This is a genomic window from Streptomyces mabaensis, from assembly GCF_053763515.1.
The window spans coordinates 134516-150638 of the sequence record NZ_JBSOPZ010000005.1; the positions used below are offsets into that span (position 1 = coordinate 134516).

Below are 16123 nucleotides of genomic sequence, written 5' to 3' on the forward strand. Positions count from 1 at the left end.
CTCCGGGAACAGGTCCCGAAAATTCCGCGCAAAGCGAACACCAGGCAGCATCTCAGATGGGAAGGGTGACCCGCATGACGAGCCCGCCACCCTCCCGCGGCTCCGCGATGATACGGCCCCCGTGGGCACGCGCCACCGAGCGCGCGATCGACAGGCCGAGTCCGACCCCCTTGTCACTGCCCGTGCGCTCGGTACGCAGGCGCCTGAACGGCTCGAAGAGGTTGTCGATCTCGTACGCGGGAACCACTGGTCCGGTGTTCGAGACCACCAGCACCGCTTGGCCGTGCTGCGCCTCGGTGGTCACGTCGACCCAGCCGCCCTCGGGGATGTTGTAGCGGACCGCGTTCTGCACCAGGTTCAGCGCGATCCGCTCCAGCAGGACGCCGTTGCCCTGCACGATGGCGCGCGCACGTTCCCCGCGGATCTCCACGTCCTTCGCGTCCGCCTCCGCCCGGGTCTGGTCGAGGGCGTGCGAGGCGACCTCGGCGAGGTCGACCGGTTTCCGCTCGATGATCTGGTTGTCGCTGCGGGCGAGCAGCAGCAGGCCCTCGACCAGCTGCTCACTGCGCTCGTTCGTGGCCAGCAGGGTCTTGCCGAGCTGGTGCAGCTCGACGGGCGCTCCGGGGTCGGAGAGGTGCACCTCCAGCAGGGTGCGGTTGATCGCGAGCGGCGTGCGCAGCTCGTGGGAGGCGTTCCCGACGAAGCGCTGCTGGGCGGTGAAGGCGCGCTCCAGCCGGTCGAGCATCTCGTCGAAGGTGTCCGCCAGCTCCTTGAGCTCGTCGTCCGGCCCGTCCAGCTCAATCCGCCGGGTCAGGTCGGTCCCGGCCACCCGGCGGGCGGTACGGGTGATCTTGCCGAGCGGCGAGAGGACACGGCCGGCCATCGCGTAGCCGAAGGCGAAGGCGATGACGCTGAGGCCGAGCAGCGCGAGCAGCGAGCGGCTGAGGAGATCGTCGAGGGCCCGCTGACGCTGAAGGTCGATGCAGGCCTGCATCGCGTTGTTGAACTCCTCTTTGCTGCCTCCGGCGATCCCGGGGCACATCGTGCTCGAAACCTGGACCTCCCGACCACCAATGATCTTGAACGGCGGTTCACTGCCCACGTGCAGCGCCTGCGCCGCCAGCAGGTAGATGATCGAGAGCAGCAGAATGCCGGCGATCAGGAACATGCCGCCGTACAACAGCGTGAGCCGTATCCGGATCGTTGGTCTCAGCCAGGGGAAGGTGTTTTCCGGCTGCCTGGGGTCCCAGGTCGGTTTCGGGGGCGCCGCGGGCGGCGCGGGAGTCGTCGCCATCCCGGTCAGATCCGGTATCCGGAGCCGGGGACCGTGACGATGACCGGAGGCTCGCCGAGCTTGCGGCGCAGCGTCATCACGGTCACGCGTACGACGTTGGTGAACGGGTCGGTGTTCTCGTCCCAGGCCTTCTCCAGCAGCTGCTCCGCCGACACCACCGTCCCCTCGCTGCGCATCAGCACCTCCAGCACCGCGAACTCCTTGGGCGCCAGCTGCACCTCCTTGCCGTCCCGGAAGACCTCCCGGCGGTTGGGGTCCAGCTTGATACCGGCCCGCTCCAGTACGGGCGGCAGAGCGACGGTCGTCCGGCGGCCGAGCGCGCGCACCCGGGCGGTGAGCTCGCTGAACGCGAAGGGCTTGGGCAGATAGTCGTCCGCGCCGATCTCCAGGCCCTCCACCCGGTCGCTGACATCGCCGGAGGCGGTGAGCATCAGGACGCGGGTCGGCATGCCGAGTTCCACGATCTTGCGGCACACGTCGTCGCCGTGGACCAGCGGGAGGTCGCGGTCGAGCACCACGACGTCGTAGTCGTTGACGCCGATCCGCTCCAGGGCGGCGGCGCCGTCGTACACGACGTCGACGGCCATGGCCTCCCGGCGCAGTCCGGTGGCCACCGCATCGGCGAGCAGCTGCTCGTCCTCGACGACGAGTACGCGCACGGCGCTGTCCTTCCTCTGAGCCCGTCGGGGCAGGAGTGATTGGTTCGCTCACTGAGCGCTTCCATCCTGCCCCTTTCGGCCGTAAACCGGCTGTAAGACGGCCCTCCGTGGACCGGCAGCGGAGGAATCGAGGATTCCTGGCTCTGATGAGGTTTCTCCGGCGCGGGCGCAGGGGAGGACGACTGCACACCCGAGATCACCCCCTGTGCGTGCCGTGCCACGACCTGTTCCAGGGTGATCCACCCGCCGTCGGCACACCCCCGTGCCACCGACCCACGACGAGGGGGCGCACCATGGACGCATTCACCGCAGGACTTCTGCAGCGCATAAGGACCACGGAATCGGACCTCACGCGGGCTCGCGAAACGGGCGACGACTTCCTCGCGGAGGTCGAGCAGGCAGAGCTGGACGATCTGCATCGCCTCGCCGCCGAGCACGGAGTGAAAGTCGCGGCCGCGTAGCGCGGCCGGCCGGTCGTAGACATGTGAGGGGGCCCCGGCACCGCGGGACGGTGCCGGGGCCCCCTCACACACTCCGGGGCCTAGTCGTGCCAGGCGCCGAACTCCTCCAGCAGCGCCTGCAGCGGTTCGAAGACGCCCGGTGACGCCGCCACCGTCAGGTCGCCGGACGGCCGGTCGCCCGGGCGGCCGCCGGTCCGGGCGCCCGCCTCGCGGGCGATCAGCTCGCCGGCCGCCAGGTCCCAGGGGGCGAGGCCCCGCTCGTAGTAGCCGTCGAGCCGGCCGGCCGCGACGTCGCACAGGTCGACCGCCGCCGAACCGCCGCGCCGGATGTCGCGCAGCCGCGGAATCAGGCGCTGCGCCACGTCCGCCTGATGGGTGCGGACCGCGGTCACGTAGTTGAAGCCGGTGGACACCAGCGCCTGGTCCAGCGGCGGGGCGGGGCGGCACCGCAGCGCCCGCCCGTCGGCGTACGCGCCGCCGCCGCGCACCGCGTGGTACGTCTCGCCGCGCATCGGCACCGCGACGACGCCCACCAGGGTCTCGCCGTCGCGCTCGGCGGCGATGGAGACGGCCCAGGTCGGCAGCCCGTACAGGTAGTTGACCGTGCCGTCGAGCGGATCGACGACCCAGCGGATCCCGCTGCTGCCGACGACGTTCGCGCCCTCCTCGCCGAGGAGGCCGTCGTCGGGGCGGCGCTCCGTGAGAAGACCGGTGATCAGCTTCTCGGCCGCGATGTCCATCTCGGTGACGACATCGATGGGGCTGGACTTGGTGGCGGCCACGCCCAGGTCGGCGGGGCGGCCGTCGCGCAGCAGTTCCCCGGCGCGGCGGGCGGCCTCCAGGGCGAGGTCCAGCAGTTCGGACAGCAGCGGGTCGGTCACGGTGCTCCTCGGACGTTGGGCGTGGACGCCGGGTGGGCGTCCAGGGTCGGGCAGGCCCTACGCGTACGGGCTGTCGGCGCCCGCCGCGGCGGGCCTGGCCGCCCGGGCCGGGCAGCAGCCGACCGGGCAGAGGTCGTGGCTCGGGCCGAGCGCCCCCAGCGCGCAGCGCTCCGGCGTGCGCCCCCGCTCGCTCGCCGCGCGCTCCAGCAGCAGGTCCCGTACCGCCCCGGCGAAGCGCGGGTCCGCGCCGACGGTCGCCGAGCGGGCGACGGGCAGGCCCAGCTCGGCGGCCTTCGCGGTGGCTTCGGTGTCCAGGTCGTACAGGACCTCCATGTGGTCCGAGACGAAGCCGATGGGGACCATCACGACCGCGGGTGCCCCGGCGCCGTGCAGCGCTTCGAGGTGGTCGCAGATGTCGGGCTCCAGCCACGGGATGTGCGCGGCGCCACTGCGCGACTGGTAGACGAGCTGCCAGGGGTGCTCGATGCCGGTCTCGGTACGGACCTCCTCGGCGATCACCCGTGCGACGTCCAGGTGCTGCGCGACATACGCGCCGCCCTCCCCGCCCCCGGTGTGCGCCTCCGCCGGACCGGAGGAGTCGGCGGCCGCGTCGGGGATGGAGTGGGTGGTGAAGGCGAGGTGGGCGCCGGCCCGTACGTCCTCGGGCAGCGCAGCCAGCGAGGCGAGCACGCCGTCGATCATCGGGCGTACGAAGCCGGGATGGTTGAAGTAGTGCCGGAGCTTGTCGACGCGGGGCAGTTCCAGGCCTTCGCCCTCCAGCGTGGCGAGCGCGACCGCGAGGTTCTCGCGGTACTGCCGGCAGCCGGAGTACGACGCGTACGCGCTGGTGGCCAGTACGGCGATGCGTCGGCGGCCGTCCGCGACCATCTCGCGCAGCGTGTCGGTCAGGTAGGGCGCCCAGTTGCGGTTGCCCCAGTAGACCGGCAGGTCCAGGCCGTGTTCGGCGAAGTCCTTGCGGAGGGCGTCCAGCAGCTGCCGGTTCTGGTCGTTGATCGGGCTGACCCCGTCGAAGAGGTAGTAGTGCCGGCCGACCTCCTGGAGCCGCTCACGCGGGATGCCCCGGCCGCGGGTGACGTTCTCCAGGAACGGGACCACGTCGTCCGGGCCTTCGGGGCCGCCGAAGGACAGCAGCAGGAGGGCGTCGTAAGGGGCTGCAGCGAGCTGATCGGGCATACCTCCGATCCTGCCACCCGCGTCTGACGGGCGATAACCCGCCACGGCCCCCGGCCGATCGCGGTATTCGCCGGTGGCCGCCGGACGTAAGCTGTATCGGCCACACACATCCCTTACCGGAGCGCCTCTTGCCCAGTCCCTACCGCGCGATCTTCGCCGCCCCCGGCGCCAAGGCGTTCTCGGCCGCCGGCTTCATCGGCCGGATGCCCCTGTCCATGATGGGCATCGGCATCGTGACGATGATCTCGCAGCTCACCGGACGGTACGGGCTCGCCGGCGCCCTCTCGGCCACGGTGGCCCTCTCCGCCGCCGCCCTCGGCCCCCAGATATCCCGGCTGGTGGACCGGCACGGCCAGCGCCGCGTGCTGCGCCCCGCCACGTTGGTCTCCGTCGCGGCCGTGGCCGGCCTGCTGGTCTGTGCGCAGCAGAAGCTGCCGGAGTGGACCCTGTTCGTCTTCTCGGCCGGTGTCGGCTGTGTGCCGAGCGTGGGATCGATGGTCCGGGCCCGCTGGGCGGAGATCTACCGGGGCTCGCCCCGCGAGCTGCACACGGCCTACGCCTTCGAGTCCGTCATCGACGAGGCGTGCTTCATCTTCGGCCCGATCGCCGCCATCGGACTCTCCACGGTGTGGTTCCCCGAGGCCGGCCCGCTGGTGGCCGGCCTGTTCCTGCTCGCCGGCGTCTTCCTGCTGACCGCCCAGCGGTCAACCGAACCGGTGCCGCAGCCCAGGGAGCACCACACCAAGGGCTCGGCGCTGCGCTCTCCGGGCCTGCAGGTACTCGTGGCCACCTTTGTGGCCACGGGCACGATCTTCGGGTCGGTCGACGTGGTGACCGTAGCCTTCGCAGAGGAGCAGGGCCACAAGGCGGCGGCGAGCGTGGTGCTGGCCGTGTACGCGCTCGGCTCGTGTCTCGCGGGCGTGGTCTTCGGGCTGCTGCACCTGAAGGGGTCGACCGAGCGCAGGTGGCTGCTGGGCGTCTGTGCGATGGCCGTGAGTATGATCCCCCTCCAACTGGCCGGGAGCCTGCCGTTCCTGGCCGTGGCGCTCTTTGTCGCGGGCCTTGCCGTCGCACCGACGATGGTGACCACCATGGGCCTGATCGAGCAGCATGTACCACGCGCGAATCTGACCGAGGGCATGACCTGGGTGGGCACCGGGCTCGCGGTCGGGATCGCGCTCGGCTCGTCGGCCGCCGGCTGGGTGATCGACGCCGCCGGGGCGCGGGCCGGGTACCTGGTGTCGGCGGCAGCGGGAGTGCTCGCGGCCGCGGTGGCGTTCCTCGGGTACCGCCGGCTCAACAGGCCGCTGAAATCGGAGGGGACCGATGAACGGGACGAGCGGGACGAGCGGGACGAAGAGCGCGTGGCGTAACTGGGCGGGAAACGTGACCGCCCGGCCGGTGCGCGAGGTCTCCCCCGCCTCGGTCGAGGAGCTCGCCGAAGCCGTCCGCGGCGCGGCCGAGGACGGCCTGCAGGTGAAGGCGGTCGGCAGCGGCCACTCCTTCACCGCGACCGCCGCGACGAACGGCCTGCTGGTACGCCCCGATCTGCTCACCGGTATCCGGAACATCGACCGCACGGCCGGCACGGTGACGGTCGAGGCGGGCACCCCGCTGAAGCGGCTGAACGTGGCGCTGGCCCGGGAGGGCCTGTCGCTCACGAACATGGGCGACATCATGGAGCAGACGGTCGCCGGCGCGACCAGCACCGGAACCCACGGCACCGGCCGTGACTCGGCCTCGATAGCCGCCCAGATCACGGCGCTGGAGCTGGTGACGGCCGACGGATCGGTGCTGATCTGTTCGGAGAAGGAGAATCCGGACGTCTTCGCGGCCGCCCGGATCGGGCTGGGCGCCCTGGGCATCGTCACCGCGATCACCTTCGCCGTGGAGCCGGTCTTCCTGCTGACGGCCCGCGAGGAGCCGATGACCTTCGACCGGGTCACCGACGAATTCGACGGACACGTCGCGGAGAACGAGCACTTCGAGTTCTACTGGTTCCCGCACACCGGCAACTGCAACACCAAGCGCAACAACCGCAGCGCGGGCCCGGCCGCCCCGCCCTCGCCGGTCGCCGGCTGGATCGAGGACGAGTTCCTCTCCAACGGCCTCTTCCAGGTGGTCTGTTCGCTGGGCCGCGCGGTGCCCGCGACGATCCCCGCCGTCGCCAAGGTGTCCAGCCGCGCCCTGTCCGCCCGTACGTACACCGACATCCCGTACAAGGTCTTCACCAGCCCGCGCCGGGTGCGCTTCATGGAAATGGAGTACGCCGTTCCGCGCGAGGCCGCGATCGGGGCGCTGCGCGAGGTGAAGGCGATGGTGGAGCGCTCGGGCCTGCGGATCAGCTTCCCGGTGGAGGTCCGGACCGCCCCGGCGGACGACATCGCGCTGTCGACGGCGGCCGGCCGGGAGACCGCGTACATCGCCGTGCACATGTACCGGGGCACCCCGTACCAGGCGTACTTCACCGCGGTCGAGCGGATCATGACAGCGCACCAGGGCCGGCCGCACTGGGGCAAGCTGCACACGCGCGACGCGGAGTACCTCGCCGGCGTGTACCCGCGGTTCGGTGAATTCACCGCGCTCCGGGACCGGCTGGACCCCGAGCGGCGGTTCGGCAACGCCTATCTGCGGCGGGTGCTCGGCGCCTGACTTCTCGTCAGCATCGCCGGGGAGCGGGCCTGCGGAAAAGTCGGGCGGCGTGCCGGTCCACCCAGGTGGCCCGAATGGAGTACTGTGGCGAGCCCTGGGTCCGGTCTTCCTCACGGATGTCCGACCTCAGGGAGGGGGCCGAACGTGGCACTCGATCCGGCGGCGCCGCGGCACCGCACGGGCGCCTGCTGCACAGAGTGACCGATCGTCACTTTCCGTGGCAAACAGGTAACCGTGCCATAACGGCGATCCAGGGCCCACGCCCGACACGCCGGGCAACTCGGCAAGGTTGTGGCAGGCTGCACCCGGGCAGGCCACACTCGACTAGCGGAAGCAGCGACGCACGTGACGTCGGCAGGCACCACCCGGGAGGTCCCCATGCCCGAACTGCGTGTCGTGGCCGTCTCCAATGACGGCACACGACTGGTGCTCAAGGCTGCGGACAGCACGGAGTACACGCTTCCGATCGACGAACGGCTGCGCGCGGCCGTACGCAACGATCGCGCCCGCCTCGGTCAGATCGAGATCGAGGTGGAAAGCCACCTCCGCCCCCGCGACATCCAGGCGCGCATACGGGCAGGTGCCTCGGCGGAGGAAGTCGCCCAGCTCGCCGGCATCCCGGTCGACCGCGTACGGCGCTTCGAGGGCCCCGTGCTGGCGGAGCGCGCCTTCATGGCCGAGCGGGCCCGGAAGACTCCCGTACGCCGTCCCGGTGAGAACACCGGTCCGCAGCTCGGCGAGGCGGTGCAGGAGCGGTTGCTGCTGCGCGGCGCCGACAAGGACACCGTGCAGTGGGACTCGTGGCGCCGCGACGACGGCACCTGGGAAGTCCTGCTGGTGTACCGGGTCGCGGGCGAACCGCACTCGGCGAGCTGGACGTACGACCCGCCCCGGCGGCTCGTCCAGGCCGTCGACGACGAGGCGCGTTCGCTGATCGGCGAGTCCGACGACATCGCGGTCGCGCCCGAGCCCAGCTTCCCGTTCGTGCCGCGGATCGCCCGGCTGCCCAGGGACCGGCCGCTGGACCGCGCGCTCGACCGCCAGTTGGAGCGGCCCTCCATCCCCTCCCCCGCCGCGCCGCCGGAGCCGGAGGAGGAGCGGGACTCGCTGACCAGCCTGCTGGAGGCGGTACCGAGCTTCCGCGGCGACCTGGTCGTCCCGGAGCGCCCGGTGCCATCGGATCCGCACCAGGAAGAGCCCGAGCCTGAGGCGGAGGAGCCACCCGCGCCGGCCGCTTCGGCGGGGGCCGGCGCGGCGTACGCGGACGTGCTCATGCCGCGGTCGGTCGCCGGGCACCGGGACCGGCTCACCGGGACGACGGACCGCCAGGCCGAGGCGGACGGGGTCCGGCCGGGTCGGCGGGCTGCCGTGCCGAGCTGGGACGAGATCGTCTTCGGCACGCGGCGCAAGAAGCAGGAGTAGCGGTGTAGCGGTGTAGCGGTACGCGACGCGGGCCCGTACGTGTGACGTACGGGCCCGCGTCGCGGCGGTACGGGCGTTACAGCGGGTCGGGGCCGGTGGCCACCGGCCGGGAATCGTCCGCGGACCACTCGGACCAGGAACCGGCGTACAGCGCGGCGCGGATGCCCGCGATCTCCAGCGCCAGCACCTCGTGCGCACCCGAGACGCCGGAACCGCAGTAGACCCCGACCTCCACCGCCTCCGCCGCCTCTCCCGCCCCCTGGGCCCCCAGCTTCGAGAAGCGTGCGGCGAGTTCCGCGACGGGCAGGAAGCGGCCGTCCTCGCGGACGTTCTCGCTGGTCGGCGCCGACACCGCGCCGGGAATGTGCCCGCCCACCCGGTCGATCGGCTCCACATCGCCCCGGTAGCGCTCGGCCGCACGCGCGTCCAGCAGCAGGCCGGAGCGGGCCAGCGCCGCCGCCCCGTCCGCGTCGAGGAGGGGCAGGGACCCGGGTACCGGAGTGAAGTCGCCCTCGGCGGGAGCGGGGGTACGGGCGGACAGCGCGCCCCCGTCGGCCGTCCAGGCGGCCAGGCCGCCGTCCAGGACCCGCACCGAGGGATGACCGGTCCAGCGCAGCAGCCACCAGGCGCGCGCGGCCGCCCAGCCCTGCCCGCCGTCGTACACCACGACCGGAGTGTCCGGGGACACTCCGGCCCGGCGCATCACCGCGCCGAAAACGGGCAGTTCAGGAAGGGGGTGCCGGCCACCGGATCCGGCCGGCCCCGCGAGCTCCTTGTCGAGATCCACATAGACGGCACCGGGGATGTGCCCGTCCTCGTACTCGGGCCGGAGGTTCGGCCCGGCCAGCTGCCAGCGCACGTCCAGCAGCACCGGCGGCCGCGGGCCGGCCAGCTCGGTCGCGAGATCGGATACGGAGATGATGGCGTTCATGGAAGACATCCTCGCGCAGAGCCTGCCTCCGACGTGACGGCCGGGGAAGGACAGACCCCGCAAATCGGCCAACCTCCCGCGGGAACACGCACAATCCGGCGCGGCCGGGGCACACAGCGCGACAGGTGGTGCGAGCATCTCGAGGGGAGCGCGTACGTCCCACCGCGCGCCCGGTCCTGTGCACGGCCACCCGATGGTCCGAGGAGAGAGTGACGATGACGGAGGCAGTGACTCGGCGCACGCCAGGCACGCCCTGCTGGGTCAGCCTGATGGTGCACGACCTTGCCGCGACCCAGGAGTTCTACGGGGCACTGTTCGGCTGGGAGTTCCGGCCGGGGCCGCAGCAGCTCGGCCCGTACGTGCGGGCGCTGCTCGACGGCAAGGAGGTCGCCGGGATCGGCGAGCTGCCGCCCGAGCGTCATCTCCCGGTCGCGTGGACGACGTACCTCGCGACGGACGACGCCGATTCGACTGCGGAAACGATCCGGAGCTGCGGCGGAACCGTCGCGGTCGGTCCGCTGCAGGCGGGCGAGGCGGGGCGGCTCGCCATCGGATCCGACCCCAGCGGTGCCGTCTTCGGCATCTGGCAGGCCGGCTCGCACGTCGGCACGATGGTGGCCGGGGCACCCGGTACACCGGTGTGGAACGAGCTGCTGACGGCGGAGACGCTCACGGTCGGGAAGTTCTACCAGGCCGTGTTCGGCTACGAGACCGATGCGGTCGTCTCGGCAGACTTCGACTATCTGACCCTGCTCCTGGAAGGCCGGCCGGTGGCCTCCGTGCACGGCGTCGGGCGGGCCCTGCCGAGGAATCGGGGGGCGCACTGGATGACGTACTTCGAGGTGGCCGACACCGACGAGGCCGTCGGCCGGGTGAGCGAGCTGGGCGGGCATGTGCTCCAGCCGCCGCGGGAAGGGGCGAGCGGGCGGCTGGCGTTGGTCGCCGATCCGGAGGGCGCGGTGTTCACGATCGTCCGGACGGCTCGCTGACACCCGCTCCGCCGACGTGCGGTTCGTCCGGCGCCGGCTCGACCGGCAGCACGTCCGGGGAGAGGGCCGCCGCGCGGGCGGCCGAGGCTGTCATCCGGCGCCGGTGGTGACGGCGGCACAGCACCTCGTAACCGATCTCGTCGGCCGACTGGTTGACGTCACCGACGACAACCTGGGCCCCCTCGACGACCATCCGGCCGTTTATCGTACGGGCGTTGTGGGTGGCCCGCGCGCCGCACCAGCACAGGGCCTCGACCTGGAGGACCTCGACCCGGTCGGCGAGCTCGACCAGGCGCTGCGAGCCGGGGAAGAGCTTGGAGCGGAAGTCGGTGGTGATGCCGAAGGCGAAGACGTCGAGTTCGAGATCGTCGACGACCCGGGCGAGCTGGTCGATCTGCTCCGGGGCGAGGAATTGCGCCTCGTCCGCGATCACGTAGTCGGCCCGGCCGCCCTGGGAGAGGTGTGCGACGAGGTAGGCGTAGAAGTCGAATCCCTCACCCGCCTCGACGGCCTCGGTGACCAGGCCGAGCCGGGAGGACAACTTGCCCTCGCCCGCACGGTCGTCGCGGGTGAAGATCATGCCTTGCAGCCCGCGCGCCGACCGGTTGTGCTCGATCTGCAGAGCGAGGGTCGACTTCCCACAATCCATGGTTCCGGAGAAGAACACCAGCTCGGGCATGGGAAAGTGACAGCCTTTCAGGCGGTACGGGATGAGGGGGCGGGCGTACGCGGGCGGGGTCTACGAACGGACTTCGAGCAGCGGGACCAGCTGCTCCGCGGCGGTCATCGAGCCGTGCATCCCGACCATCAGGGACTCGTGCGGCTCGTTCCGCGAGGCGGTGATGACCACGTCCGCGTGGGCCGCGGCGACCACGTCCCCGATCCTGCCGTACACCCGCTCGTCGCATGCGCCGGGCGGGCCGAACCAGCCCGCCGCTATCGCCTCGTCCCGGCTCGCCACCCAGAACCGCTCGCCCAGCACCTCGCGCCAGACCGTCAGTACGTCGCTCCGGGCGCCCGGCACGGCGTACACATGGCGGGCCCGGCCCTCGCCGCCCAGCAGGGCCACGCCGGCCCGTAGCTCCCAGTCCTCGTCGAAGTCGATGCGCGACTCCTCGTCGAACGGGATGTCGATCATGCCGTGATCGGCGGTGACATAGAGGGCCGAGCGGGGCGGGAGCTGTTCGGCGAGACGCTGGACGAGCCGGTCGACGTACATCACCTGTCCGCGCCAGGAGTCCGAGTCGATCCCGAAGCGGTGTCCCTTGCCGTCCACGTCGCTGTAGTAGGTGTAGACCAATGAACGGTCACCCAGGGCCAGTTGCTCGGCGGCCAGGTCCATCCGCTCCTCGCCGGAGAGCCGGCCGTGGAACGTGCCGCCGCTCAGGGCGATCTTGGTGAGCGGGGTGTGCTGGAAGGTCGGCGAGGACACCTGGGCGGTGTGCACCCCGGCCGCGTCGGCCAGCTGGAAGACCGTCGGGTACGGCTGCCAGGCGTGCGGGTCGGTCCACGGCTTCCAGCGGAGCTGGTTCATCAGCTCACCGGTGGCCGGGTTGCGCGCGGTGTAGCCGGGCAGGCCGTGCGCGGCGGGCGGCAGGCCCGTGCCGACGGAGGCGAGCGAGGTCGCGGTGGTGGCGGGGAAGCCCGCGGTGATCGGCTGCCCGGTGCCGCCGCGCGAGCTCGCGAGCAGTGAGGTCAGGTACGGGGCCTCGTCCGGGTGGGCCTTGATCTGCTCCCAGCCGAGGCCGTCGATCAGGAAGACGCAGTTCCGGTCGGCCGGGGTGAGTTCGGTGAGAGTCGCATCCAGGCCCGGCACGTCCTGGCCGGCGGCGAGGGTGGGCAGCAGATCGGCGAGCGATCCCGCGCCGTACTCCGGGACGGGGGCAGTGTCGAGGGCGAGCGGGGCGGCGTCCTCGTCGTACTGCCAGGCGGGCTGGACCATCAGCGGCCGGTCGCCGCGGTCGCTTCGGAGAGCGCCTGGGCGAAGGCGAGCGTCTGGCGCACGGTGTCCGGACCGTCACCGGCCTCGCTGACGCGCAGGCTCAGGTCGTCGGCGGTGGAGTTGCCCGTGTAGCCGTGGTCCGCCTCGCAGTTGGGGTCGCCGCAGGCGGCGGGCTCCAGGTCGAGCCGGGAGACGGCGCCCCAGCCGATGGTGAGGACGACCTCGCGGGGCAGAGTGCCCGGGGTGTACGACTCCGGGTTGGCGACGACGCGGCTCAGGACGACCGAGGAGATCTTCGCCAGCTTGACCGACTCGGTGGAGGTCGTGGCGTACGGCGTCGGGGAGGTCGTGTCGGCGGCCTGCTCGTCGGTGTGGCTGACGATGAAGCGGTTCCCGGTGAGGACCAGGACGGTGACGTGGCGGCGCACCTCGTTGGAGTCGAAGGTGGTCTCCTGGTGCACCAGGTAGGACGAGATGGGTTCGCTGCCGACGGCGGCCTCCACCGCCTCGGCCACGAGGGCCGGGTAGTAGCCGCTGCGCTCGATCGCCGCGCGCAGCCCCTGGGTCGTCGTACCGGTCTTCGCCATGGGGTCCATCCTACGGGGGCCCGGTGACTGCGGAGGCCGCCCTGTGGACCCCGGCTCCGGGCAGCGCTCAGTAGCTGGGCAGTGTGCGGGGGCCGAGGTCGGTTCTGGCCGGCGGCCGGGCGATCCGTACGGTCGCGCCGAGCACGGACAGGCCCTGGGTGGCGACGATCACCGGTTCGAGGGCAACGCCGATCACCTCGGGGTGGTCGTCCACCAGCCGGGACACCCGTAGCAGCAGCTCCTCCAGGGCCGCGGTGTCGACGGGTGCCGAGCCGCGCCAGCCGAAGAGGAGCGGGGCGGTGCGGATGGACCTGATCAGCTCGGCGGCGTCCCTGTCGGTGGCCGGGACCAGCCGGTGCGCGATGTCGCCGAGCAGCTCGGAGGCGGCGCCGGCCAGCCCGAAGGAGAGCACCGGGCCGGCTGCCGGGTCGATCACCGACCGTACGACCGTGTCCACGCCGCGCGGGACCATGGCCTGCACGACGGGCTGCAGCTCCACGGGTTTGCCGAGCGCTTCGGTCAACTCGGCGTAGGAACGGCGCAGTTCCGCCTCGGTGGTCAGGTCCAGGCGTACGCCGCCGAGGTCGGGGCGGTGCCGCAGGTGGGGTGCGGTGGTCTTGAGCGCGACGGGGTAGCCGAGGCGGGCGGCGGCCTCGACGGCGGCGTCCGGGCCGGGCGCGGGGAGGGCGGACAGGACGGAGATCCCGTACCGCGCCAGCAGCTCGTGGGCATCGGCGTCGGGGAGCGTGATGCCTCGCTCTCCCACCACGGGTTCGAGCAGCGCTTCGAGCTGCGCGGCGGCGCCGGCCTCGTCGATGGTGTCGTTGAGGGCCTCGGGCACCCGTCCGGGCTCGGCGGCCTGCCGCCGCCACTGGGCGTACCGCACGGCCTCGGCCAACGCCCGGACCGCCCGTTCGGCGGCGGGGTAGGCGGGAATCCGAGCCCCGGGCCGCGCTCGCTCTGCCCCGCGACCAGCCCCCCCGGCGGACGGCGCCGCCGCCCCGCGGACGGCGGCGCGGGCCCCGGCGTCACCGGAACCGGCAACGCCAAGCGTGCCGCCCGCGTGCGGCACGCCGCGCGCACCGGGCGCGGCCCCCGCGTCCTCGGCCGCCCCGGCCGAGGCTCCGGCGCGGGCGTCCGGGCCCGACGCCGGCGCACCCGCGCGGGCCGGGGCCGGGGACGCCGTGCTGGTCGCCGCCGCCAGGGCGTCCGCGAGGCCGCCCAGCTCCACGTGGACCACCGCGACCGGCTTGGCCGGGGCGTCCGCCGCCGCCTCGCGCAGCGCCGCGGCCAGCACCTCGCCGTCACCCGACTCCGTCGCGCCGTTGTCCCCCACCCAGGGGATCGCCGTCACGACCACCGCGTCGCAGCCGTCGTCCGCGAGTGCCTCGGCCAGCGCGGCGCGGAAGTCCGCCGGGGTCGCTGCCGTGGTCAGGTCCCGGGGCGGCTGCGGGCGCAGCCCCTCGGTCAGGCAGGCGTCGTACGTCAGCAGACCGAGCGACTCGGAGTTGCCGAAGATCGCCACCCGCGGTCCGGCGGGCAGCGGCTGGTCCGCGAGCATCAGGCCGACGTCCACCAGTTCCGTGACCGTGTCGACCCGGATCACGCCGGCCTGACGCAGCAGCGCCGAGACCGTCGCGTCGGGGATGCGCGTGACCGGCACCGCGTGTCCGGGCGGTGCGCTGCCGCTGTGCCGGCCGCCCTTGACGACGACGACCGGTTTGACCTGCGAGGTGCGGCGGGCGAGGCGGGTGAACTTCCGCGGGTTGCCGAGCGTTTCGAGGTAGAGCAGAGCCACATCGGTGGCCGGGTCCTCGTACCAGTACTGCAGGAAGTCGTTGCCGGAGACGTCGGCGCGGTTGCCCGCCGAGATGAACGAGGACAGCCCCGCGCCCCGCCGCAGCAGCCCCGACAGCAGGGCGATGCCGATCGCACCGGACTGGGTGAACAGGCCGATGCGCCCCGGCGTGGGCGGTTCGGGGGCCAGCGAGGCGTTCAGCAGGACGTCGTCCGCGGTGTTGATGATGCCGAAGGCGTTGGGGCCGATGATGCGCATGCCGTACGACCGCGCCTGGCGGACCAGTTCACGCTGCCGCTCCCGGCCCTCCGCGCCGCTCTCCGCGTACCCGGCGGACAGGACGACGAGCCCCTGTACGCCGTGCTCGCCGCAGTCGGCCACCGCTTCGGGCACCCGGTCGGCGGGGACGGCCACGACCGCGAGGTCGACGGGCTCGCCGATCTCGCCGACGGAGCGGTACGCGGGGACGCCGCCGAGCGTCGTGCCGCCGGCCTCCAGCGCGCGGTTCACGGCGTACGTACGCCCGGTGAACCCGGAGCCGAGGAGGTTGCGCAGCACGGACCGGCCGACACCGCCGGGCGCGCGGCCGGCGCCGATGACGGCGACGGCACCGGGCGCGAGCAGGCGCTGCACGGAGCGGGCCTCGGCGCGCTGCTCGCGGGCGCGCTGGACGGCCAGCGACCGGTCGGTGGGTTCGAGGTCGAAGGTGAGATGGACGGAGCCGTCCTCGAAGCTGCGCTTCTGCGTGTACCCCGCATCCGTGAACACCTTGATCATCTTGGTGTTGGCGGGCAGCACCTCGGCGGCGAACCGCCGGATGCCGCGCTCGCGCGCGACGGCACCGATGTGTTCGAGCAGCGCTGAGGCCACCCCGCGCCCCTGGTGGGCGTCCTGGACGAGGAATGCGACCTCGGCCTCGTCCGCGGGGGCGGAGGCGGGCCGGCCGTCCTCGTTGATCCGGTCGAAGCGCACGGTGGCGATGAACTCGCCGCCGACGGTGGCCGCGAGGCCGACCCGGTCCACGTAGTCGTGATGGGTGAAGCGGTGGACGTCACGGTCGGAGAGCCGGGGGTAGGGAGCGAAGAAGCGGTAGTACTTCGACTGGTCCGACACCTGTTCGTAGAAGCTGACCAGGCGTTCGGCGTCCTCGGTGGTGATGGGCCTGATCCGCGCGGTGCCGCCGTCGCGCAGCACTACGTCGGCTTCCCAGTGGGCCGGGTAGGCGTGGTGCTCGTCATGGGCCGGCGGGGGCTGCATGGGGAAAGAGTACGGGTCGCGGCGGCGCCCGGGGCGGGGCAGTCTGAGGAAGTCCG

The 16123-nt window shown here is 72.5% G+C and carries 14 protein-coding genes; 5 read left to right on the forward strand and 9 right to left on the reverse strand.

What is annotated here, in order from left to right; translation table 11 throughout:
* Nucleotides 1-52: 52 nt before the first annotated feature.
* Together ACWV17_RS06375 and ACWV17_RS06380 are read right to left on the reverse strand one after the other, a co-directional pair.
* On the reverse strand, nt 53-1294 hold the full coding sequence (locus tag ACWV17_RS06375) for a sensor histidine kinase (RefSeq protein ID WP_455356511.1): 1242 nt from the start codon (nt 1292-1294) through the stop codon (nt 53-55).
* A gap of 5 nt (nt 1295-1299) precedes the next feature.
* The gene (locus tag ACWV17_RS06380) at nt 1300-1953 is read right to left on the reverse strand and encodes a response regulator transcription factor (protein ID WP_455356512.1); all 654 of its coding nucleotides are present in this window, start codon (nt 1951-1953) and stop codon (nt 1300-1302) included.
* Nucleotides 1954-2246: 293 nt separating this feature from the next.
* Between ACWV17_RS06380 and ACWV17_RS06385 the strand changes: the two genes are divergently transcribed.
* Complete coding sequence (locus ACWV17_RS06385) at nt 2247-2414, forward strand: hypothetical protein (RefSeq protein ID WP_254371363.1); 168 nt, start codon at nt 2247-2249, stop codon at nt 2412-2414.
* A gap of 80 nt (nt 2415-2494) precedes the next feature.
* Here the strand turns inward: ACWV17_RS06385 and ACWV17_RS06390 are convergent, their stop codons facing one another.
* Nucleotides 2495-3295, reverse strand: coding sequence for an inositol monophosphatase family protein (locus ACWV17_RS06390; RefSeq protein WP_455356513.1), 801 nt, complete (start codon nt 3293-3295; stop codon nt 2495-2497).
* Between the two features lie 57 nt (nt 3296-3352).
* On the reverse strand, nt 3353-4489 hold the full coding sequence (locus tag ACWV17_RS06395) for a ferrochelatase (protein ID WP_455358832.1): 1137 nt from the start codon (nt 4487-4489) through the stop codon (nt 3353-3355).
* Nucleotides 4490-4617: 128 nt separating this feature from the next.
* On the opposite strand from ACWV17_RS06395, the gene ACWV17_RS06400 reads away from it, so the two are divergent.
* The 3 genes from ACWV17_RS06400 (at nt 4618) to sepH (ending at nt 8563) form a co-directional block, all read left to right on the forward strand.
* Entirely contained in the window at nt 4618-5862 is a 1245-nt protein-coding gene (locus ACWV17_RS06400) for an MFS transporter (protein ID WP_455358833.1), read from the forward strand.
* Nucleotides 5816-7141 carry a D-arabinono-1,4-lactone oxidase gene (locus tag ACWV17_RS06405; RefSeq protein ID WP_455358834.1) on the forward strand — a complete coding sequence of 442 codons (1326 nt, stop codon included), beginning with the start codon at nt 5816-5818 and terminating at the stop codon, nt 7139-7141. The genes ACWV17_RS06400 and ACWV17_RS06405 overlap by 47 nt, the downstream gene beginning before the upstream one ends.
* Before the next feature lie 378 nt (nt 7142-7519).
* Nucleotides 7520-8563 (forward strand): septation protein SepH, encoded by a 1044-nt coding sequence (gene sepH, locus ACWV17_RS06410; RefSeq protein WP_455356517.1) that lies wholly within the window; start codon nt 7520-7522, stop codon nt 8561-8563.
* A 76-nt stretch (nt 8564-8639) separates the two neighbouring features.
* Here the strand turns inward: sepH and ACWV17_RS06415 are convergent, their stop codons facing one another.
* Entirely contained in the window at nt 8640-9494 is an 855-nt protein-coding gene (locus ACWV17_RS06415) for a sulfurtransferase (protein WP_455358835.1), read from the reverse strand.
* 215 nt (nt 9495-9709) lie between these two features.
* On the opposite strand from ACWV17_RS06415, the gene ACWV17_RS06420 reads away from it, so the two are divergent.
* Complete coding sequence (locus ACWV17_RS06420) at nt 9710-10483, forward strand: VOC family protein (RefSeq protein ID WP_455356519.1); 774 nt, start codon at nt 9710-9712, stop codon at nt 10481-10483.
* Here the strand turns inward: ACWV17_RS06420 and ACWV17_RS06425 are convergent.
* The 4 genes from ACWV17_RS06425 to ACWV17_RS06440 are packed head-to-tail and all read right to left on the reverse strand — an operon-like array spanning nt 10458 to nt 16067.
* Nucleotides 10458-11162 carry a thymidine kinase gene (locus ACWV17_RS06425; RefSeq protein WP_455356520.1) on the reverse strand — a complete coding sequence of 235 codons (705 nt, stop codon included), beginning with the start codon at nt 11160-11162 and terminating at the stop codon, nt 10458-10460. The genes ACWV17_RS06420 and ACWV17_RS06425 overlap by 26 nt on opposite strands.
* A 60-nt stretch (nt 11163-11222) precedes the next feature.
* Nucleotides 11223-12425, reverse strand: a complete 1203-nt coding sequence (locus ACWV17_RS06430) for an alkaline phosphatase family protein (protein WP_455358836.1) — start codon at nt 12423-12425, stop codon at nt 11223-11225.
* Complete coding sequence (locus ACWV17_RS06435; RefSeq protein WP_254371373.1) at nt 12425-13021, reverse strand: DUF5998 family protein; 597 nt, start codon at nt 13019-13021, stop codon at nt 12425-12427. The genes ACWV17_RS06430 and ACWV17_RS06435 overlap by 1 nt, the downstream gene beginning before the upstream one ends.
* Nucleotides 13022-13079: 58 nt before the next feature.
* Nucleotides 13080-16067 carry a bifunctional acetate--CoA ligase family protein/GNAT family N-acetyltransferase gene (locus tag ACWV17_RS06440; RefSeq protein ID WP_455358837.1) on the reverse strand — a complete coding sequence of 996 codons (2988 nt, stop codon included), beginning with the start codon at nt 16065-16067 and terminating at the stop codon, nt 13080-13082.
* Nucleotides 16068-16123: the final 56 nt, after the last annotated feature.